This is a genomic window from Microbacterium sp. CFSPD4_SD4 (assembly GCF_057364585.1).
On sequence record NZ_JBNFOC010000001.1, the window covers coordinates 43,622 to 63,160 of the forward strand.

17 protein-coding genes and 1 pseudogene are annotated in these 19,539 nt (G+C 70.5%); 11 read left to right on the forward strand and 7 right to left on the reverse strand.

From position 1 onward, the window contains the following. Positions 1-39: 39 nt before the first annotated feature. Positions 40-1,500 carry an aspartate ammonia-lyase gene (locus AC2W7E_RS00190; RefSeq protein WP_025103193.1) on the forward strand — a complete coding sequence of 487 codons (1,461 nt, stop codon included), beginning with the start codon at positions 40-42 and terminating at the stop codon, positions 1,498-1,500. Positions 1,501-1,564: 64 nt separating this feature from the next. Here AC2W7E_RS00190 and AC2W7E_RS00195 read toward each other — a convergent pair whose 3' ends face one another. Then, positions 1,565-2,434 (reverse strand): fumarylacetoacetate hydrolase family protein, encoded by an 870-nt coding sequence (locus tag AC2W7E_RS00195; RefSeq protein WP_025103194.1) that lies wholly within the window; start codon positions 2,432-2,434, stop codon positions 1,565-1,567. A gap of 89 nt (positions 2,435-2,523) precedes the next feature. Here AC2W7E_RS00195 and AC2W7E_RS00200 point away from each other — a divergent pair, with 89 nt between their 5' ends. The 3 genes from AC2W7E_RS00200 (at position 2,524) to AC2W7E_RS00210 (ending at position 5,137) form a co-directional block, all read left to right on the forward strand. After that, positions 2,524-3,825 (forward strand): PrsW family intramembrane metalloprotease, encoded by a 1,302-nt coding sequence (locus tag AC2W7E_RS00200; protein WP_315107196.1) that lies wholly within the window; start codon positions 2,524-2,526, stop codon positions 3,823-3,825. Positions 3,826-4,036: 211 nt separating this feature from the next. Beyond that, positions 4,037-4,405 carry an FKBP-type peptidyl-prolyl cis-trans isomerase gene (locus AC2W7E_RS00205; protein WP_025103196.1) on the forward strand — a complete coding sequence of 123 codons (369 nt, stop codon included), beginning with the start codon at positions 4,037-4,039 and terminating at the stop codon, positions 4,403-4,405. 177 nt (positions 4,406-4,582) lie between these two features. Then, positions 4,583-5,137: a YceI family protein gene (locus AC2W7E_RS00210; RefSeq protein ID WP_303709858.1), complete on the forward strand. Its 555-nt coding sequence runs from the start codon at positions 4,583-4,585 to the stop codon at positions 5,135-5,137. Positions 5,138-5,168: 31 nt separating this feature from the next. Here AC2W7E_RS00210 and AC2W7E_RS00215 read toward each other — a convergent pair whose 3' ends face one another. Beyond that, positions 5,169-6,464: an MFS transporter gene (locus AC2W7E_RS00215; protein ID WP_485988323.1), complete on the reverse strand. Its 1,296-nt coding sequence runs from the start codon at positions 6,462-6,464 to the stop codon at positions 5,169-5,171. A 185-nt stretch (positions 6,465-6,649) separates the two neighbouring features. Here AC2W7E_RS00215 and rpsO point away from each other — a divergent pair, with 185 nt between their 5' ends. Then, positions 6,650-6,919, forward strand: a complete 270-nt coding sequence (gene rpsO, locus AC2W7E_RS00220) for a 30S ribosomal protein S15 (RefSeq protein WP_017203073.1) — start codon at positions 6,650-6,652, stop codon at positions 6,917-6,919. Between the two features lie 99 nt (positions 6,920-7,018). Here rpsO and AC2W7E_RS00225 read toward each other — a convergent pair whose 3' ends face one another. Further along, positions 7,019-8,023 (reverse strand): isopenicillin N synthase family dioxygenase, encoded by a 1,005-nt coding sequence (locus AC2W7E_RS00225; RefSeq protein ID WP_062634929.1) that lies wholly within the window; start codon positions 8,021-8,023, stop codon positions 7,019-7,021. 150 nt (positions 8,024-8,173) lie between these two features. Between AC2W7E_RS00225 and efeU the strand changes: the two genes are divergently transcribed. From efeU to efeB, 3 genes and pseudogenes are all read left to right on the forward strand, one after another. Further along, the gene (gene efeU / locus AC2W7E_RS00230) at positions 8,174-9,112 is read left to right on the forward strand and encodes an iron uptake transporter permease EfeU (RefSeq protein ID WP_025103200.1); all 939 of its coding nucleotides are present in this window, start codon (positions 8,174-8,176) and stop codon (positions 9,110-9,112) included. Beyond that, the gene (gene efeO, locus AC2W7E_RS00235) at positions 9,109-10,341 is read left to right on the forward strand and encodes an iron uptake system protein EfeO (protein ID WP_062634928.1); all 1,233 of its coding nucleotides are present in this window, start codon (positions 9,109-9,111) and stop codon (positions 10,339-10,341) included. The genes efeU and efeO overlap by 4 nt, the downstream gene beginning before the upstream one ends. A gap of 67 nt (positions 10,342-10,408) precedes the next feature. Continuing rightward, positions 10,409-11,670: pseudogene (gene efeB / locus AC2W7E_RS00240) on the forward strand (iron uptake transporter deferrochelatase/peroxidase subunit). Positions 11,671-11,676: 6 nt separating this feature from the next. On the opposite strand, the gene AC2W7E_RS00245 reads toward efeB, so the two are convergent. Both AC2W7E_RS00245 and AC2W7E_RS00250 read right to left on the reverse strand, forming a co-directional pair. Then, positions 11,677-12,561, reverse strand: a complete 885-nt coding sequence (locus AC2W7E_RS00245; protein WP_485988324.1) for a serine hydrolase domain-containing protein — start codon at positions 12,559-12,561, stop codon at positions 11,677-11,679. Next, complete coding sequence (locus tag AC2W7E_RS00250) at positions 12,558-13,688, reverse strand: acyltransferase family protein (RefSeq protein WP_025103204.1); 1,131 nt, start codon at positions 13,686-13,688, stop codon at positions 12,558-12,560. Before AC2W7E_RS00250 ends, AC2W7E_RS00245 begins: the two co-directional genes overlap by 4 nt. A gap of 111 nt (positions 13,689-13,799) precedes the next feature. Here AC2W7E_RS00250 and AC2W7E_RS00255 point away from each other — a divergent pair, with 111 nt between their 5' ends. After that, positions 13,800-15,026 (forward strand): LLM class flavin-dependent oxidoreductase, encoded by a 1,227-nt coding sequence (locus AC2W7E_RS00255; protein WP_126893042.1) that lies wholly within the window; start codon positions 13,800-13,802, stop codon positions 15,024-15,026. A 1-nt stretch (position 15,027) separates the two neighbouring features. After that, positions 15,028-15,672 (forward strand): FMN reductase, encoded by a 645-nt coding sequence (locus tag AC2W7E_RS00260; RefSeq protein ID WP_025103206.1) that lies wholly within the window; start codon positions 15,028-15,030, stop codon positions 15,670-15,672. A gap of 109 nt (positions 15,673-15,781) precedes the next feature. On the opposite strand, the gene AC2W7E_RS00265 is transcribed toward AC2W7E_RS00260, so the two are convergent. Then, positions 15,782-15,961: a DUF5302 domain-containing protein gene (locus AC2W7E_RS00265; RefSeq protein ID WP_025103207.1), complete on the reverse strand. Its 180-nt coding sequence runs from the start codon at positions 15,959-15,961 to the stop codon at positions 15,782-15,784. A 188-nt stretch (positions 15,962-16,149) separates the two neighbouring features. Here AC2W7E_RS00265 and AC2W7E_RS00270 point away from each other — a divergent pair, with 188 nt between their 5' ends. Continuing rightward, the gene (locus AC2W7E_RS00270; protein WP_485988325.1) at positions 16,150-18,090 is read left to right on the forward strand and encodes a GDSL-type esterase/lipase family protein; all 1,941 of its coding nucleotides are present in this window, start codon (positions 16,150-16,152) and stop codon (positions 18,088-18,090) included. Positions 18,091-18,103: 13 nt separating this feature from the next. Here the strand turns inward: AC2W7E_RS00270 and AC2W7E_RS00275 are convergent, their stop codons facing one another. Continuing rightward, entirely contained in the window at positions 18,104-19,414 is a 1,311-nt protein-coding gene (locus AC2W7E_RS00275; RefSeq protein ID WP_485988326.1) for a UDP-glucose dehydrogenase family protein, read from the reverse strand. Positions 19,415-19,539 lie beyond the last annotated feature (125 nt).

Sequence of the window (19,539 nt, forward strand, 5' to 3'; positions counted from 1 at the left end):
CCCCACTTTTCCGTTCGCCACGACCCACGAGGATGTGACATGGCTTCTGCCGCGCCCGCCCATACCCGCACCGAGACCGATTCGCTGGGGAGCATGGAGATTCCCGCCGACGCGTACTGGGGGATCCACACCGCCCGCGCCGATGCGAACTTCCCGATCACGAAGCGCCCCATCTCGGTCTATCCCGAACTGGTGATCGCCCTCGCGATGGTGAAGCAGGCCAGCGCCAGGGCCAACAAGGAGATCGGCGTCCTCGACGCCGAGCGGGCCGACCTCATCGACCGCGCGGCACAGCGCGTCATCGACGGCGAGTTCCACGACCAGTTCACGGTCGGCGTCATCCAGGGCGGCGCCGGCACGTCGACGAACATGAACGCGAACGAGGTCATCACCAACATCGCGCTGGAGATGGCCGGACGCGAGAAGGGCGACTACGCCTTCCTCTCTCCGATCGACCACACGAACCGCAGCCAGTCCACCAACGACGTGTACCCGACCGCGGTCAAGATCGGCCTCTCGCTGACGCTGCGCTCGCTGCTCGACGAGCTGGACGCCCTGCGCGTGGCCTTCCTCGGCAAGGCGGGGGAGTTCCACGACATCCTCAAGGTCGGCCGCACCCAGCTCCAGGACGCCGTGCCCATGACGCTCGGCCAGGAGTTCCACGGCTTCGCCACGACCCTGGGCGAGGACCACAGCCGCCTCACCGAGAACGCCTCCCTCATGTTCGAGATCAACATGGGCGCGACCGCGATCGGCACCGGCATCACGACCCACCCCGACTACGCGCCCGCCGTGCTGAAGCACCTGCGCGAGATCACCGGACTCGACCTGGAGACGGCCACCGACCTCGTCGAGTCCACGAGCGACACGGGCGCCTTCATGTCGTTCTCCTCATCGCTCAAGCGGAACGCCATCAAGCTCTCGAAGATCTGCAACGACCTGCGCCTGCTGTCGTCGGGTCCGCAGGCGGGCCTCGGCGAGATCAACCTGCCCGCACGGCAGGCCGGCTCCAGCATCATGCCGGGCAAGGTCAACCCGGTGATCCCGGAGGTCGTGAACCAGGTGGCGTTCGCGGTCGTCGGCGCCGACATGACCGTGACCATGGCCGTCGAGGGCGGTCAGCTCCAGCTCAACGCCTTCGAGCCCGTCATCGCGCACTCGATCTTCCAGTCGATCACCTGGATGCGTCAGGCCATGTGGACGCTGCGCGTGAACTGCGTCGAGGGCATCACCGCCAACCGCGACCGTCTGGGCGCGATGGTCGGCGCGTCGGTCGGCGTCATCACGGCGCTCACGCCCTTCATCGGCTACGCGGCGGCCGCCGCCCTGGCCAAGACGGCCCTGCTGACCAACCGCAACGTCGCCGACCTGGTGGTCGAGGCCGGACTCATGTCCCGCGACGAGGTCACCAAGCAGCTGTCTCCCGCCCGTCTGTCGGGCCTGGAGGCGGTCACGGCGGCCATCCCGATCGTCACCCCCGACGACCTCATCCAGATCTGAGCGTCGACCGGATACGCGAAGGGGACGGGAGCTCGCAGCTCCCGTCCCCTTCGTCGCGTCCGGGTCAGTCGAGGATGCGGCAGTGCGTCGTGAGCTCGCCGATCCCGTCGATGCCGACCGTGACGGTCGAGCGGTCGCGGAGGAAGATCTGCGGGTCGCGCGAGTAGCCGGCGCCGCCGGGGCTGCCCGTGGAGATCAGGGTGCCGGGGAGCAGGGTGAGCGACTGGGAGAGGTGGGCGATGAGCTTCGCCACCGAGCGCACCATCTGATCGGTGCTGGCGTCCTGCACGGTGTGTCCGTCCACCACGGTCCAGATGTGGAGGTCCTGCGGGTCGGCGATCTCGTCGGCGGTCACCGCGAACGGGCCGGTCGGGGTGAAGCCGTCGAACGACTTGCAGCGGGACCACTGCGCCTCGGAGAACTGGATGTTCCGTGCGGTGATGTCGTTGACCACCGTGTAGCCCCACACGTGCGTCAGGGCGTCCGCCTCCGGCACGTCCTTCGCGGGGGTGCCGATGAGCACGCCCAGCTCGGCCTCGTAGTCGACGGCCTCGCTGAGGCTCCGGGGCCAGGACGTGGTCTGGTCGTGACCGGTCAGCGAGTTCGGCCACAGCGTGAACACGGTCGGCGCGGCGTCGGTCTTGAGTCCGAGCTCGCTGGAGTGCGCGGCGTAGTTGAGACCGACGGCGAGCACGGCCGGCGGCGCGATCACGGCGGAGGCGAACCCCCAGCCGGTCAGCGGGTGGCGCGGGGCCGTGCTGTCGCGCAGGGCGGCGCGGAGCTCGTCGAGTCCGGCGTCTCCTCGCTCGATCAGCTGCTGCAGGGTGGCAGGCGCGTCGGACAGGAGATCGGAGACGAGGATGGCGTCCGAGCCCTCCACCACGGCGAGAACCGCCTGGGAGGAGTCTGGACGGCGCAGGTGAGCGAACCGCATGGTTCTACGCTACCGGGTGCGTGCGGCCGGTCGGGTGGAGGAAGCCCCCAGAGCCCGGCGCGGATGCTTGTGCCCCATAAGCTTTGAGCATGACCTTCGGAGGACCGTCCGACCCCCAGCAGCCCGCCCGGTACACGCCGCCGTCCGCGCCGCCCGCGCAGCCGAGTGCGTACTCCGCCGCGCAGTACGCACAGTCGCCGCATCTGCCGCCGTCGTTCGGACAGCAGCCGGGCTATGCGTCGGCCCTCGCGCAGCCGACGCCCTACACGCCACCGGCTCCCGTCGCGCCGTCGCCCGCCGAGTCGCTGCCGGCTCTCCCGGTGCCGAACGAGAAGGGCCGGACGATCTCGCTGTGGCTGTTCGGCTTCCTCGGGTTCCTCCTCCTGGCGCTCATCGGCTACTTCGGCTGGGCGCTCGGACCGACCGCCTCGGTGATCGGGCTCGTCCTGGCGTTGATCCCGCTCACGATCGTCTTCCTCGGGGTGCGCATGATCGACCGGTGGGAGCCGGAGCCCAAGCGTCTCGTGGCGTTCGCCATCGCCTGGGGTGCCGTGGCCGCGGTCGGCCTCACGCTCCTCGTCGACATCGGCCTCACGATGCTGTTCGACATCCGCTCCGAGGAGTTCTCCGCGGTGGTCCAGGCGCCCATCGTCGAGGAGTTCTGGAAGGGCCTCGGGGTCTTCCTCATCTTCCTGCTCGCGCGGCGCTCCTTCGACGGTCCGGTGGACGGCGTCGTCTACGGGGCGCTCGTCGGCGCGGGCTTCGCGTTCACCGAGAACATCCAGTACTTCGCGATCAGCCTGATCGAAGGCGGCGGCGAGCAGCTCGGCGTCACCTTCATCGTGCGGGCGGTGCTCTCGCCGTTCGCTCACGCGATGTTCACCTCGCTGACGGGGTTCGCGATCGGCCTCGTGGCTCGACGGCACGCCTCCGCGGGAGCGGCCGCCGGCGCGGGCCTGCTCGGCATGGTCGGGGCGATCCTCCTGCACGGCCTGTGGAACGGCTCGGCCACCTTCGCCGACTTCTTCGGGCTCTACTTCACCCTGCAGGTGCCGCTGTTCATCGGCTTCATCCTCGGGATCGTCGCGCTGCGGCGAGAGGAGGCGCGGCTCACGCGGGCGCGCCTGGCCGAGTACGCGGCCGCCGGCTGGTTCACGCCGGAGGAGGTCACGATGCTCGCCACGCCCGCCGGGCGCAAGGTCGGGCTGGCGTGGGCGGCGCAGCTGCGCGGCGACCGCCGGCCGCTGATGCGTGAGTTCATCAAGGACGCGACGGCTCTGGCGGCGGTCCGCCAGCGGGCGATCACCGGTCGCGACCCGCTCGCGGTCGAGGACGAGCGTGCCCTGCTGATCCGCACGAGGGCGGCACGCGCCGCGCTGCTGGCCTACTGAGGGACCGCTCCGGACAGACTCAGCGCCCGGTGCTGCGGCGATGCCTGCATGTCTCCCGGGCGCTGAGTTGATCTGCCACCAGGGTGCACCCGGCCCCGGGGATGTGTCAAGGGTCTCCGCGAAGGGCGGCAACGGCGGCTCGACGAGGTGTTCGCTGTGAGCAGGTGCGGTCGCGTTGACCGCGCGCGCGACGGTCGGGTTGGATGGAGCCATGACTGATCGCACAAAGCCCGAGTTCGACGCCCCGACCGGCCCTGCCCCCGCAGAACTGGTCATCCGCGACATCATCGAGGGTGACGGTGCCGAGGCCAAGCCCGGCGACACCGTGACCGTCCACTACGCCGGCGTGGAGTTCGAGTCCGGCGAGGAGTTCGACTCGTCGTGGGGCCGCGGGGAGACCATCCAGTTCCCGCTCCGTGGCCTGATCCAGGGGTGGCAGGACGGCATCCCCGGCATGAAGGTCGGCGGCCGCCGCGAGCTGATCATCCCGCCGCACCTCGCCTATGGCCCGGCCGGGGGAGGGCACTTCCTCTCCGGCAAGACGCTGATCTTCATCATCGATCTCGTCGCCGTCGGCTGACATCCTCGTCCGGAAGCGCCCCGCACCCTGTGGTGCGGGGCGCTTTCGATGTCTCCGGACTTTCTGCTCGACACGGGAATACATGCGAGTGAATGTATGTTGTCGGAAGGGTGCCGCGGACGATCGCGGTGCCATCCCTTCGCCGCCGCCGCGGCCGACGTCTCCTGAGGAGCAATCATGAGCAGCATCGACATCCCCGGTTACCGCCCCGGCACCTGGGTCCTGGACCCGTCCCACAGCGAGGTGACCTTCAGCGTCCGCCACATGATGATCTCGAAGGTGCGCGGCACCTTCGGTGTGAAGAGCGCGACGCTCGTGGCTCCGGAGAACCCGCTCGACGCCAAGGTCGAGGCATCGGTCGACGTGACCTCCGTCGACACGAAGGACGAGGGTCGCGACCAGCACCTCCGCTCCGCCGACTTCTTCGACACCGAGAAATTCCCGACCATGGACTTCGTCTCGACCGGCGCGCGCGTCGAGGGCGGCGACTTCCTCGTGGACGGCGACCTCACCATCCGCGGCATCACCAAGCCCGTCACGTTCGAGCTCGACTTCGGCGGCTTCGGCAGCGACCCGTGGGGCAACTACAAGGCCGGCGCCTCGGCCAAGACGGTCATCAACCGCGAGGACTTCGGCCTCACCTGGAACGCCGCGCTGGAGACCGGCGGCGTGCTCGTCGGCAAGGACGTCACGATCACGCTCGACCTCCAGGGTGCGCTGCAGCAGGACTGACGCGCGCAGACCGCTGAGAACCCCGGGCCCGTCAGGGCTCGGGGTTCTCTGCATCGTAGGCGCGGAACCGCGGGTGCCGACGGGCGAGGAGGGCGACGAGCACGATCACGAGGATGCCGCCGAGCAGCGGGGGGAACCACAGCGACGTCAGCGTCGCGAGGGTCCCGGCGTAGAGGGCGCCGACGCGGGGGCCGCCGGTCACCACGACGACGAAGAGCCCCTGCAGGCGTCCGCGCATGGCGTCGGGTACCGCGGCCTGCATCATGGTGTTCCGATAGATCGAGCTGATGTTGTCCGAGGCGCCGGAGAGCGCGAGCGCCACGCAGGCGGCGACGATGAGCAGGACGTGCGGCCGGCCCTCACCGGCGGGCGTCGCGGAGAAGGCGCCGATCAGGAGGACGACGCCGAAAAGAGCGATCGCGGCACCGTAGGCCTCGATGGCACGGGCGATCCCACGACCGTGCCACCGGTACTGCACCACGCGGCCGGAGAACAGGCTCGAGGAGAAGGTGCCGACGGCGACCGCCGCCGTGAGGATGCCGGTCGTGAACGCCCCGCCGCCGAGGATCACGGTGCCCAGCGCCGGGAAGAGCACGAGCGGCTGCCCGAAGGTCATCGCGATGATGTCCATGACGTACTGCATCCGGATGTTGCCCGCCCGGCGGAGGAAGCGCCAGCCCTCGACGAGTGAGGCGAGACCGGGGCGCACGGTGTCGCCTTCGGGGCGCAGGGCGGGGAGGGTCCACAGTCCGAGGAACATCGACAGCATGAGCACGACGTCGATCGTGTACGTCCAGCCGTACCCGGTGAGGGCCACGAGGAGTCCGGCCAGCGCGGGGCCGGCCATGACCGTGAGCCCGAAGGCGACGCCGTTGAGCGCGGACGCGGCGGCGAGCATGCGGCGGGGGATGAGTCGGGGGACGATCGCCGTCCGGGTGGCCATGCCGACCGAGTTCGCCGCCGAGTTCACGATGCTCAGCGCGTACAGCCACCAGATCGTCTCCGTCCCCGTCCACGTGAGCGCGGCGAGGAGCGCGGTGGAGGCGAACGTCACGGTGGCCGCGATCAGCGCGACCCGCCGGCGGTCGAACGCGTCGGCGAGCATGCCGCCGTACAGACCGGCGAGGATCATCGGGAGGAGACCGGCGACGGCGATCATCGAGACGGCGAACGTGCTCTCGGTCAGTTCGAACACGTGCAGCATCACGGTCACGATGGTGAGCTGACCGCCGATGCCGGCGAGCGTCGAGCCGATCCACATCCGGGCGAAGGCCGGGCTCGCCTTCAGCGGGGTGAGGTCGATCAGATGGCCGCGTCGGGAGCTCACAGGGCGATCTTCTTCTGCACATCCCGAGCCTAGTTGACCGGTGCGCTTCGCTCCGGACCCCGTGTCCCGCCGTGGTCGTTCGGGCTGGTAGACTCGTCAGGTTGCCGTTCGATCGGCCGCGGATAAAGAGAGCTCACGCATCAGGCGTCGGGCGCCGCGCAACAAGCAGAGAGGGGATCGAATCTATGGCACTGGAAGCAGACGTCAAGAAGGCGATCATCGAAGAGTACGCGACGCACCCCGGTGACACCGGATCCCCCGAGGTGCAGGCCGCGATGCTGACGCAGCGCATCAAGGACCTCACCGAGCACCTGAAGGAGCACAAGCACGACCACCACTCGCGTCGTGGTCTGTTCCTGCTCGTGGGTCAGCGCCGTCGTCTGCTCGGCTACCTCCAGAGCGTCGACATCGAGCGGTACCGCTCGCTGATCGCACGCCTTGGTCTTCGCCGATAAGGCACCACGGACCCAGCGTTCAATCGCGCAGAACATTCTTGAGAAGGCCGCCCCACGGTGTGGGGCGGCCTTCGTCATGTCCGGACGGTGTGGATCCGCTCAGGCGGTCGCCTGCACCAGGTCTGGGTGGTGGATGGCCGCCACGTCGGGGTGCGCCCGCAGGCGGGACTTCATGGCGTTCTCGCCGTAGGTCGCGTGGATCGGATTGCTCGGGTCCTCGGTGACTCCGGTGGCCTCGGCGGCGAGGTCGGCGGGGAGCTCGAGCAACGGCAGTTGCTGGTCGAGGGCGGGGTTGAAGAAGAACGGGATCGAGATGCGCTCCTCGGGCGCCCGCGGCGAGATCACCCGGTGGTTCGTCGCCTTGAGGTAGCCGCCGGTGGCGTACTCGAGCAGCTCGCCGATGTTGACGACGAAGGCGCCGGGAACCGGGGGAGCCGACACCCACTCGCCGTCACGCTCGACCTGGAGCCCGCCCTTGCCGGGCTCGACCCAGAGCAGCGTCAGCACCCCGGAGTCCTTGTGCGCGCCGACGCCCTGCTGCGGTTCCGGCTCGTTCGTGCCCGGGTACCGCACGATCTTGATCAGGGTGGACGGATCGCGGAACGTCTCGTCGAAGTAGGTCTCCTCGGCCCCGAGAGTGAGGGCCCAGGCGCGCAGGAGCTTGCGGGCGATCTCCGTCAGGGCGTCGTGCCACTCGGTGACGACCTGCTTCAGCTCGGGCTGGGCGGCCGGCCAGAGGTTGGGGCCGATGAGGCGGTTGAAGGCGGGGCCGCCGTCCACCGGCTCGCGCTCGGGGCCGATGTCGATCTGCTCGCGCCAGTCGACCTTGCCCTGCGTCCGTTCCCCGCCGATCCGGGTGTAGCCGCGGAAGTGCGGGCTGTTGACGTTCTCGATCGCGAGCTTGTCCTCCTCCGGCAGGGCGAAGAAGTCGAGGGCCGCCTGGTGCAGCCGCGCCTCGAGTTCCGGTGAGATCCCGGTGCCGGTGAGATAGAAGAAGCCGACGTCGTGAGTGGCCGCGCGGAGGTCGTCGCGGAAGCGCGCCGCGGCCTCGGGGCCGTCGTCGAGCTGGGACAGGTCGAGGATGGGGAGCGAGAGTTCAGCCATGGACCGAGGCTATGTCGGGGATGTGGCCGGAGGACGCTCTGTTGCACTCCATTACCTCCGGCGGTGGTGTCGGGGCGGCGCCGGTCGCGGTGCTAGAGTCTCGGTGGTAAGGGATGCCTTACCTCAGTCGTCAGTCAGAGAGTGTCTCCCGTGCTCGCCACCTTCCTCATCGGACTCCGCGAGGGTCTCGAAGCCGCGCTCGTCGTCGGCATCCTCGTCGCCTACCTCCGCCGTCTCGGTCGCCGGGACGCGCTGCCGAAGATGTGGGCCGGGGTCGGTCTCGCGATCGCCCTCGCTCTGGGCATCGGCGCGATCCTGACCTTCGGGGCCTACGAACTGACCTTCCAGGCGCAGGAGCTGATCGGCGGCGGGTTGTCCCTCGTCGCGGTGGCGATGGTGACGTGGATGATCTTCTGGATGCAGCGCGCCGGCCGCACCATGAAGGCGACTCTGGAGGGCGGCATCGATCGCGCGCTGACGGTGGGTGGTCTCTGGGCGCTCATCGCGATCGGCTTCGTCTCCGTCGCCCGCGAGGGGATCGAGACCACGCTGCTGCTGTGGTCGATGGTGCAGTCCTTCGGCGACGCCCCCTCGGCCCTCGTCGGCGCGCTCCTGGGACTCTCCGTGGCCGTCGTGCTCGGCTGGCTCATCTCCCGCGGGGCGCTGCGCCTGGACCTGCGCCGCTTCTTCGCCTGGACGGGCGGCTTCCTCGTGATCGTCGCGGCCGGCGTCCTCGCCTACGCGCTGATGGATCTGCAGGAGGCGGGCGCCCTTCCTGGCCCGTTCACCGCCGCCGCTCCGCTCGACCCGGTCACCGGCGCCGTCGCCGTGGGCGCGGCCGGCTTCCCGTTCGGCTGGGCGTTCGACGTGTCGGCGGCGATCGCTCCCGGCGGCGCGCTGGCCTCCGTCCTGCAGGCCACGGTCGGCTTCATGCCCGCCATGACCTGGCTGCAGGTGCTCGCCTGGGGTCTCTACATCCTCGTCGTGGGCGGGCTCTACCTCCGCGGCCTGCGCTCGGCACGCCCTTCGACGCGCGGCGCCTCCGCCGCCACCCCGACGTCCTCCCTCACACAGCAAGGAGCAGCATGATCACCTCGCACCGGGTCCTCGCCGCGGCAGCCGCCGCGGGTACCGCCGTCCTCCTCCTCAGCGGCTGCGTCGCGAAGAGCGATGCCCAGGCGACGGCGGCGTTCGACGTCTCATCCACCGCCACGGACTGCGCCGTCTCCGCGTCCACCGCGAAGAGCGGGACGCTGACGTTCGATGTGACGAACGACACCGACCAGGTCTCCGAGTTCTACCTGCTGGCCGAGGACGGACTGCGGATCGTCGGCGAGGTCGAGAACATCGCCCCGGCCGCGTCCCGCACCCTCACGGTGGTCGCCCAGCCGGGCGAGTACTTCACGCTCTGCAAGCCGGGCATGGTCGGCGACGGTGTCGGCCGGGCGTCGTTCACGGTGACCGGAGACCGCGTGGCGGTGGACGGCCCCGACGCCGAGCAGAAGCAGAAGGCCGTCGATCTCTACGGGGCGTTCGTGAAGGATCAGGTCGGGCAGCTCGTGCCGGCCGTGGAAGACCTCGTGGCCGCCTACGAGTCCGGCGACGACGAGACCGCCCGCACGCTCTTCCCGCAGACGAGGGCGTTCTACGAGCGCATCGAGCCCGTCGCCGAGGCGCTCGGAGACCTCGACCCGCGGATCGACTACCGAGAGGTCGATGCGGTGGCGGAGGGCCTGGACTGGACCGGCTTCCACCGCATCGAGAAGGACCTCTGGGTGCCGGCGAAGGACGCGCTGAACGCCGACGGAGAGACCCCGGCATGGCAGGACTGGGCGCCGTCCACGCCCGCGGAGCGCGCCGATTACGGCGACCTGCTCCTGGCCGACGTGCAGGAGCTGTACGACTACGTGCACTCGGACGACTTCACCACCGCGCTGGACGACCAGGGGATCGGCGGCATCTCGAACGGCGCGATCGCGCTGCTCGACGAGGTGGCCACCGGCAAGATCTCCGGCGAGGAGGACTGGTGGTCCGGCACGGATCTCTTCGACTTCGCCGCGAACGTCGAGGGCTCCAAGATGGCCTTCTCGCTGGTGCAGGACTTCGCCGCGGCGCAGGGCGACGACGGCGAGGCCCTCGTCTCCGAGATCGAGACCGGATACACCGCCCTCGAGGAGTCCCTCGCCGCGCACGGCTCGCTCGCCGAGGGCTTCGTGGGGTACGGCGAGCTGACCGAAGCCGACAAGCGCGAGTTCACCGACCTCATCAACGCGCTCGCCGAGCCGCTCTCGCAGCTCACCGGCACGGTGCTCGACTGACGGCGGCACACGGAGGAGCACGGACGTGAACGAGTCGGAATCCGTCGCCCGGGAGGCGCCGGCGGCCCTGCCGTCGGAGCCCTCCGGCGGCGGTCTCAGCCGCCGCGGGCTGCTCGGGCTGGCCGTCGGCGGTGGTGTCGCCGGCCTGGCCGTCGGGCTGGGGGCCGGGACGGCCGGAGGCATGGCGCTCGGGCGTGCGCGTGCCGCCGAGGACGCCGAGTCGCGGTACGAGTTCTTCGGCGCGCACCAGGCCGGCATCACGACGCCGGTGCAGGACCACCTGCACTTCGCGAGCTTCGACATGATGCCCCGCACCGATCGGGACGACCTCATCTCCCTGTTGCAGGACTGGTCGTACGCCGCGGCACGGATGACGCAGGGGCTGGAGGTGAGTGCGAGCGGCGCGGTGAACGGTCCCGCCGAAGCGCCCCCGGATGACACGGGGGAGGCGCTGGGGCTCCCCGCCGCGGGCCTGACCCTCACGTTCGGGTTCGGTCCGGGGCTGTTCGAGAACGAGGACGGCGATCGCTACGGTCTCGCCGCTCGGCGTCCGTCCGGCCTCGAACGGCTCCCCGCCTTCCTCGGGGACGACCTCGATCCGGCGGCGTCGCACGGCGACCTGTGCATCCAGGCCTGCGCCGACGACCCCCAGGTCGCTGTGCACGCGATCCGCAACCTCAGCCGCATCGCGTTCGGGCGGCCCGCCTGCGCTGGTCGCAGCTCGGATTCGGCAAGACCTCGCGCACGACGGCAAGTCAGGCCACGCCCCGGAACCTCTTCGGCTTCAAGGACGGCACGGCCAACATCCTCGCCGACGACACCGCGGCGCTCGCCGAGCACGTCTGGGTCGCCGAGGGTGACGAGTCGTCCTGGATGGCCGGCGGTTCGTATCTGGTCGCCCGGAAGATCGCCATGCTCATCGAGACCTGGGACCGGGTGCGCCTGGCCGAGCAGGACACGATCATCGGACGGGACAAGGGGGTCGGGGCACCGCTCTCCGGAGGCGACGAGTTCACGGCCCCCGACTTCCGCGACACGGAGATCGATGAGAACAGTCACGTCCGGCTCGCGCATCCGGAGCAGAACGACGGCATCCGCATCCTGCGCCGCGGGTACAACTACGTCGACGGCAACAACGCCCTGGGACGACTCGACGCCGGGCTGTTCTTCCTGTCCTACCAGCGTGATCCCGCCCAGTTCATCAGCCTGCAGCGCCGCCTGTCGACCGACCGACTCAACGAGTACATCCGTCACGTGGGCTCGGGCATCTGGGCCATCCCGCCGGGAGCGCGACCGGGTTCGTACGTGGGGGCGGAGCTGTTCGCCTGAGCAGACTCAGCCGGCGACGACGTCTTCGAGGACGGCGACGGCGTCCGCGGCGAACGCATCCGCTCCGGCGTGATCGTGAGCGGTCACCGTCACCACCGCGTCGCCGAAGAACAGCAGCAGCTGGCCGTGGGCTCCGTGCAGCCGCCACGCCCGCCCCGGACCCTGCCAGCCCGCGAGCGCATAGCGGTCATAGCCAGGGTTGACGCCCGCGACGACGCCGTCCTCGTGCATGGCGTCGATCCACTCCGGGGCGACGAGTCGACGTCCCTGCCAGGAGCCGCGATCACGGATGAGCAGCCCCAGGCGCGCGACCTCCTCGGTGCGGAGCGGCAGGCCGCCACCCGCCTCGATGCGTCCGTTCGGGCAGCGGGACCACGTCACGTCGTCGATGCCGAGCGGGGCGAAGAGGCGCGTCGAGAGGTAGTCGCCGACGTCGCCCACGCGGGTCGCGAGGGCGGTCATCGCGGTATAGGTGCTCGCGTTGGAGTACTGGAACACACGCCCGCGCGACGGCCGTCGCAGGAACTCGCGGGCCAGATCCGGCCAGTCCGTCATCAGCGTCTCGGACCACGGCAGGTCGATGCCGCTCGACATCGACAGCAGATGACGCAGGGTGACGTGAGCGACGCCCTCGCCGAGTTCGTGCTCCGGCAGGAGGGTGGCGACGGTGTCGTCCAGGCCGATCAGTCCGTCGTCGGCGGCGAGGGCGGCCGCAAGCACGCAGACGCCCTTCGCGATCGAGTGCACGTCCTCACGGACGTCGGGCGTCCAGCGGTGATCCGCGGTGTCGTCGCCGATGCGCACGTGGAGCCCGTGCGCGGCGAACCCCTGGGAGTCGGCGATGGCGACGAGCCGGTCCCGGACCTCGGACGCGGGGCGGGCGGCTGTCATCGCGGACGCCGGGAGCCGGTCGGATCGTTGCGGCGACCTTCCCGCGACGCGAGCTCGGGATCGGCGAACAGCCACCGCGGCCGCGGCTCCACGAGCGGACGGAACACCCGCCGCACGGGCTTGGTCGCGAGCAGCAGGGCGAGGACCACCGAGAGTGCGGTGACCGCAGGGAGCCAGAACCAGGTCGGCTCGAGGTCGCGCAGCACGCCGCTCTCGCGGAACGGGTAGAGCACGAAGGAGTGCAGGAGGTAGACGTACATCGTGTACTGACCGAACGTGGTCCACCAGTACGCGCCGCGGGGGATGAGGGCGAAGAAGGCGGCGCACAGCACGACCGCGAGCAGCATGAGCAGGATGCGGATGCCGCCGGCCCACCACTGGTCGCCGACGAGGTCGACGTAGGAGTCCTCGTAGAACAGCCAGTGCCGCAGGTCGACCGCCTGCCACAGCGGCAGCCAGTTCCACGCCGCCCATCCGGCCGTGCCGAGGACGACGAGCGCGAGGACGCGGCTCCACCACGGGCGGACGTCGAGGAGGCGGAGGCGGTCGACGACGTTCTTCTCCCGGAGCCACCAGCCCAGGGTGAAGAACGGCAGCAGGCCCAGGGTCCGGGAGAGTGAGAACGTGCTGTCGACGTTCGGCAGATAGCCGGCGCCGATGGAGATCACGATCGTCCACAGCAGCGGCCAGCGCAGGAGCGCGAGGTACGGGAGGACGAGACGGAAGATCCCGAGCGCGAGCAGGAACCAGAGCGTCCAGCTGGGCTGCGTCGGGTTCGGGGTGGTCTCCCCCTCCACGAGCCACTTCGTGAGCGTCCAGAGCGCCTCGAAGATGACGTAGGGGAGGATGATGTCGGTGATGACGCGGGCCATCTGCGTCCGGGTGGGGGAGCCCGACTTGGAGAAGTAGCCCGAGATGATGGCGAACGCCGGCATGTGGAACGCGTAGAGCGCCAGATAGAAGGCGAAGGCGATGTCCGAGTCGTAGCTGAGGCGCTGGATGGCATGGCCCAGCACGACGAGGACGATGCAGGCGTAGCGGGCGTTGTCCCAGAAGGGCACGCGGCGGCGTCTGCGGGGAACCGGTCCGGTGCTGGGTCCTGTGGTGCCGACCCCGGTGGTGCTCATTCTCCGAGGCTACCGGTCGGGAATAAAGTTGCCGTGCACGCGTTGACCCAATTACATTCAAATGAATAGAACCGGATGTCCGGCATCCGATTCGGAGAACACGGAGCAATCATGAGCGAGCAGTCAGGCGCGCAGGCGATGCAGTTCGGCATCATGTCGGTCAGCGACATCACCCGCGACCCCACCACGGGAGTCACCCCCAGCGAGCAGGAGCGGATCAAGGCGACGCTGGCCATCGCCACGCACGCCGAGGAGGTGGGCCTCGACGTCTTCGCCATCGGCGAGCACCACAACCCGCCCTTCTGGTCGTCGAGTCCCACGACATTCCTCGCCGCGCTCGCCGCCCAGACGGAACGCCTCATCGTCTCGACCTCGACGACGCTGATCACGACGAACGACCCGGTGCGCATCGCCGAGGAGTACGCGATGCTGCAGCACGTCTCGGACGGCCGCATGGACCTCATGCTGGGCCGCGGCAACACCGGCCCGGTGTACCCGTGGTTCGGGCAGGACATCCGTCAGGGCCTTCCGCTCGCGATCGAGAACTACGCGCTGCTGCACAAGCTGTGGCGCGAGGACGTCGTCGACTGGGAGGGCAAGTTCCGCACGCCGCTGCAGGGCTTCACCTCCACGCCCCGTCCGCTCGACGGCATCGCCCCGTTCGTGTGGCACGGTTCGATCCGCACCCCGGAGATCGCGGAGCAGGCCGCGTACTACGGCGACGGCTTCTTCGCGAACAACATCTTCTGGCCGAAGGAGCACTACCAGCGGCTCATCGAGCTGTACCGTCAGCGCTTCGAGCACTACGGCCACGGCACGCGCGAGCAGGCGATCGTCGGTCTCGGCGGCCAGGTGTTCATGGCCGCGAAGTCGCAGGACGCGGTGAACCAGTTCCGCCCGTACTTCGACAACGCGCCCGTCTACGGTCACGGCCCCAGCATGGAGGACTTCACCGAGATGACCCCGCTGACCGTGGGATCACCGCAGCAGGTGATCGACCGGTACGCGGCGATGCGCGAGCACTACGGCGACTACCAGCGCCAGCTGTTCCTCATCGACCACGCGGGTCTGCCGCTGAAGACGGTCCTCGAGCAGCTCGACATCCTCGGCTCCGAGGTCGTGCCGGTGCTCCGCAAGGAGCTCGCGAAGGACCGCCCGTCCACGGTGCCCGACGCGCCGACCCACGCCGCGCGCGTGCGGGCGACGTACGGCGACGGGCCTACCCGGCAGGCGCGCCCCGGTGCGAACCGCGGAGACAACCTCACCGGGGACTCGCCCTACCAGGACACGCCGGCGCCCGCGGGTGCCGCCTTCGGACTCGGCCGGAAGGAGGCCTGACATGACCACGCGTCGCATCGCCGTCGTCTCGGCGGGGCTGTCCAACCCCTCGTCCACCCGGATGCTCGCCGACCGGCTGGCCGCGGAGACCGTGAAGGCGCTCGCGGAGCGCGACATCGAGGCCACCGTCGACGTGATCGAGCTGCGCGACCACGCGCACGACATCACGAACAACATGCTGACCGGCTTCGCGCCTCCCGCACTCGAGACGGCGATCAACACCGTCGTCTCGGCCGACGCGCTGATCGCGGTCACCCCGATCTTCTCGACGAGCTACTCGGGCTTGTTCAAGTCGTTCATCGACGTGCTCGACCCGGACGCGCTCACCGGGAAGCCGGTGCTGATCGGAGCGAACGCGGGAACGCCACGGCACTCGCTCGCGATCGACTACGCGATCCGTCCGCTGTTCGCCTACCTGCATGCCGAGGCCGTCTCGACGGGCGTCTTCGCGGCGTCGAGCGACTGGGGCGGCGCGGGGGACGACGTCGCGCCGCTGGCGAAGCGGGTCGAGAAGGGAGCGAGGGAACTCGCCGAGGCGGTCGCACGCCGGGATGCCGCCGCGGTCGTCGACCCGTACGACCCCGCCACCTACCTGGGTGAGGGACGCTCCTTCGGTCACATGCTCGGCGGTCTCGCCGGGGAGTGACCGGAACGGCCGCCCGACAGCGACGTGCCCCGTGCCTTCCGGCGCGGGGCACGTTCGTGTCTGCGGAGGGGGATGCGGGAGCAGGAGACCGGCTCCCGCATCCTCGCGGTCAACCGCTCTTGCGTCGGAACTCGCGCCGCGTCTGCGGGGCGTGGGCGGCGTGCACGGCGGAATCGCCGTCGAGGTGAGCCTCGCCCTGCCGGTGGTGCGCGTTCTTCTTCTCGAGCGCTTCCTTGAACTTGCGCTTCATGTCCTCGGAGGAGGAGCCGGCGCCTTCTTCGGTGCTCATGCTCCCGAGCCTAGAGCACGGCCGGACGAGCGGCGAGGGTCGCCGCGTCGGTCGCGACCGACCCCGAGGCGGTGAGCGGGAACCAGAGCGCGGATAGCCGGTGACCCGTTATCCAGCATCCGGTGAACATCCGGTGCCCGACGCCGATTCCCCTCGGCGGGGACGGGGAGCGCCGCCATCCTGAGGGTGTGAGAGTCGCGATCGTCACCGAGTCCTTCCTTCCGCACATGAACGGTGTGACCGGATCCGTGATGCAGATCCTCCGTCACCTGGAGCGCCGAGGGCATGACTCCTGTGTGCTCGCTCCGGCCGCGATCGGAATGCCGGCGGAGCTGCACGGCGCGCCTGTCACCGCGATTCCCAGCGTCCCGCTCCCGGGGTACCGGGACGTCCGGGTGGGCGCGGCGACCATTCGGAGGATCGGCGCGGAGCTCGATCGCTTCCGTCCCGACGTCGTCCACCTGGCGTCGCCGTTCGCGCTCGGGTGGCGGGGCCTGCTCGCCGCAGAACGCGGGGGTGTCGGAACGGTCGCGGCGTACCAGACCGACGTGGCCGCCTATACGGAGAGATATCGCGTCGCGGCGACGACCGGGATCGCCCATGCCCACATCGCCCGACTGCACAGGAGGGCCACTCTCACGCTCGCGCCGTCCACCGAGTCGGTACAGCAGCTGAGCCGGCTCGGCATCGACCGCATCCGGCCCTGGGGGCGGGGTGTCGACGCCGAGCTCTTCCACCCCTCGCGGCGCAGCGACGCGCTCCGGGCCGAGTGGGGAGCCGAGACCGTCATCGGCTACGTCGGACGCCTCGCCCCCGAGAAGCAGGTGGAGGATCTCGCCGCGCTGCACGGCATCCCCGGCACGCGTCTCGTCATCGTCGGAGACGGCCCCCGGAGGGAGCGGCTGCAGGAGCAGCTTCCCGACGCCCTCTTCCTCGGGCGGCTCGACGGGGAGGCGCTCGCGGCGGCGCTGGCGTCCTTCGACGTCTTCGTGCATCCGGGGGAGAGCGAGACCTTCGGGCAGACACTCCAGGAGGCCCATGCGAGCGGTGTCCCCGTGGTCGCCACAGGCAGAGGAGGCCCGCTCGACCTCGTCCGGCCCGGCGTCGACGGGTGGCTCTACCGACCAGGAGACCTCGCAGACCTCCGCCGTCGCGTGACCGATCTCGCCGGAGACGAGCGCCGGCGTCGGGCGTTCGGGGAGGCGGGCTGGAGCGCGGTGCAGGGCCGGAGCTGGGCGCACCTCGGAGATCAGCTCCTGGATCATTTCGAGGAGGCGCGGACGCTGCATGCCGTGGACCGTCGTCTGCGCGCTCGCCGCCTCGTCCGGCCGGAGCCGGCCCTGCCGGCCCCCGCGCGCCGCTGGCGGCGGATCGTCGCCCTCGGCGACTCGGTGACCGAGGGTCTCTGCGATCCCGGACCCGACGGGGCGCTCCGCGGGTGGGCGGACCGGCTCGCGCTGCTCCTCGCCGCGCGGGGAGGCCTCCACTACGCGAACCTCGCGATCCGGTCGAAGCGGGTGTCCGACGTGTGCGGACCGCAGCTGGAGCGGGCGCGCGAACTCCGCCCCGACCTGGTCACCGTCCTGGTGGGTGCCAACGATCTCGTGAGGCACCGGGTCGACGTGCCCGCGCTCGCCGCGAGCCTGGAGACCGCGGTGCGGCGGCTGCGCGCGACCGGTGCCGACGTGATCCTGGTCACGCCGTTCCTGCCCGCCCGTCGAGCGGCGGCGCTGTACGCGCGGCGCTTCTCCGCTTTCGCCACGGCGCTCGCCGGGGTCGCTGCGCGGACCGGTGCGATCCTCATCGACACCGATCTGCTCCCGGCGCTGGGGGAGCGACAGCACTGGGGCGAGGACCTCGTGCATCTCGGCAGTCGGGGGCACCGCGTGCTCGCCTATCGCGTCGCGGAGGTGCTCGGGGTACCGCACGCCGATGCGCTGGGAGCGCTGGATGCGGCGTTGCACGAGAACGAGCCGATCGGACGAGCGGCCTGGTGGCGGCAGTACGCGCTCCCGTGGGTGTGGCGACGACTGCACGGCCGCGCCGCGGGAGACGGGCGTCGGGCGAAGCACGACGACTACGTCTACCTCGGGCGCTCCACCGTGCCGCAGGACGCCAGTGTGGTCTGACGGGCGCGAGGCCTCAGCGTCGCCCCATCCCGTGGTAGGTCCAGCCGGCAGCCCGCCAGGCGTCGGCGTCCAGACAGTTCCGCCCGTCGATCACGATGCGGCCCCGCACGAGCCCGCCGGCGTGCTGCGGATGGAGCTCCCGGCGGTACTCGTCCCACTCCGTGACGACGACGACCGCATCCGCGTCCCGCAGGGCCTCGTCCCTGGACGAGGCGTACCCGAGCTGCGGATGCCGTGCGCGGGCGTTCTCGATCGCCGCGGGGTCGGTCACCACGACATCGGCGCCCAGTCCGCGCAGCCGCACGGCCACCTCCAGGGCGGGGGAATCGCGGACGTCGTCGCTGAAGGGCTTGAAGGCCGCGCCGAGGACGGCGATCCTCCTCCCGAAGACGAGGCCGCCGAGCGCATCCACCACGAGGCGCACCGCCCGATCCCGTCGGCGGAGGTTGATGGCGTCCACCTCGTGGAGGAACCCGACGGCCTCCCCGCGTCCGAGCTCCTCGGCGCGCGCCGCGAACGCGCGGATGTCCTTGGGCAGGCAGCCGCCCCCGAACCCGATCCCCGAGCCGAGGTAGCGGCGGCCGATGCGCGAGTCGTGTCCGAGTGCTTCGGCGAGGAGGGTGACGTCCGCTCCGGCCGCCTCGGCGATCTCGGCCATGGCGTTGATGAACGAGATCTTCGTCGCGAGGAACGCGTTGGCGGCACCCTTCACGAGCTCAGCGGTGGCGAGGTCGGTGACGAGGAAGGGCGCGCCCGCGTCGATCGCCGCGGCGTACACGCGGCGGAGCAGGTCGACGGCGGCGACGCCCTGCCGGGTGTCCTCGGCCCCGACCACCAGACGGTCGGGCCGGAGGGTGTCGTGGACGGCCCAGCCCTCCCGGAGGAACTCGGGGTTCCAGGCGAGCGTCGCGCCGGTCTCCGCGATCCGACGGGCGAGACGGGCGGCGGTGCCCACGGGCACCGTCGACTTCCCGGCCACCACCGCCCCTGGTCCCAGGTGGGGGAGCAGCCCGTCGATCGCCGCGTCGACGAAGCGGAGGTCGGCTGCGGGCCCGGAGGCGGACTGCGGGGTGCCGACCGCGAGGAAGTGCACCTCCGCCCCGGCAGCGGCCGCCGGATCCGCGGCGAAGCGCAACCGCCCTGACCGCACTCCCTCCGCGAGGAGCTCGGCGAGGCCGGGCTCGAAGAAGGGCGCGGCACCCGCGGTGAGGTCGGCGACCTTGCCCTCGTCCACGTCGATCCCCACGACATCGTGACCGAGCGAGGCCATCGCCGCGGCGTGCACCGCTCCCAGATACCCGCATCCGATCACTGACATCCGCATGCGCTCAGCACAGCCGAGCCTTCTCTCGCTCCGGCGCACGCGCGGTGAACACCGGGTGACGGTCGGGTGTCGGGACCGGGTCGCGCGTGGAGCCCTCGGGTCTTCGCGGACACGCTGGTAATGTG

Bases quoted from the DNA above. Each gene is read 5' to 3' on its own strand.
- AC2W7E_RS00265 (WP_025103207.1), bottom strand. From the start codon at position 15,961: ATGAGCACCGAAGAAGGCGCCGGCTCCTCCTCCGAGGACATGAAGCGC.
- rpsO (WP_017203073.1), top strand. From the start codon at position 6,650: ATGGCACTGGAAGCAGACGTCAAGAAGGCGATCATCGAAGAGTACGCG.
- AC2W7E_RS00205 (WP_025103196.1), top strand. From the start codon at position 4,037: ATGACTGATCGCACAAAGCCCGAGTTCGACGCCCCGACCGGCCCTGCC.
- AC2W7E_RS00195 (WP_025103194.1), bottom strand. From the start codon at position 2,434: ATGCGGTTCGCTCACCTGCGCCGTCCAGACTCCTCCCAGGCGGTTCTC.
- efeO (WP_062634928.1), top strand. From the start codon at position 9,109: ATGATCACCTCGCACCGGGTCCTCGCCGCGGCAGCCGCCGCGGGTACC.
- AC2W7E_RS00225 (WP_062634929.1), bottom strand. From the start codon at position 8,023: ATGGCTGAACTCTCGCTCCCCATCCTCGACCTGTCCCAGCTCGACGAC.
- AC2W7E_RS00250 (WP_025103204.1), bottom strand. From the start codon at position 13,688: ATGAGCACCACCGGGGTCGGCACCACAGGACCCAGCACCGGACCGGTT.
- AC2W7E_RS00260 (WP_025103206.1), top strand. From the start codon at position 15,028: ATGACCACGCGTCGCATCGCCGTCGTCTCGGCGGGGCTGTCCAACCCC.
- AC2W7E_RS00200 (WP_315107196.1), top strand. From the start codon at position 2,524: ATGACCTTCGGAGGACCGTCCGACCCCCAGCAGCCCGCCCGGTACACG.
- AC2W7E_RS00210 (WP_303709858.1), top strand. From the start codon at position 4,583: ATGAGCAGCATCGACATCCCCGGTTACCGCCCCGGCACCTGGGTCCTG.
- AC2W7E_RS00275 (WP_485988326.1), bottom strand. From the start codon at position 19,414: ATGCGGATGTCAGTGATCGGATGCGGGTATCTGGGAGCGGTGCACGCC.
- AC2W7E_RS00245 (WP_485988324.1), bottom strand. From the start codon at position 12,561: ATGACAGCCGCCCGCCCCGCGTCCGAGGTCCGGGACCGGCTCGTCGCC.
- AC2W7E_RS00255 (WP_126893042.1), top strand. From the start codon at position 13,800: ATGAGCGAGCAGTCAGGCGCGCAGGCGATGCAGTTCGGCATCATGTCG.
- AC2W7E_RS00190 (WP_025103193.1), top strand. From the start codon at position 40: ATGGCTTCTGCCGCGCCCGCCCATACCCGCACCGAGACCGATTCGCTG.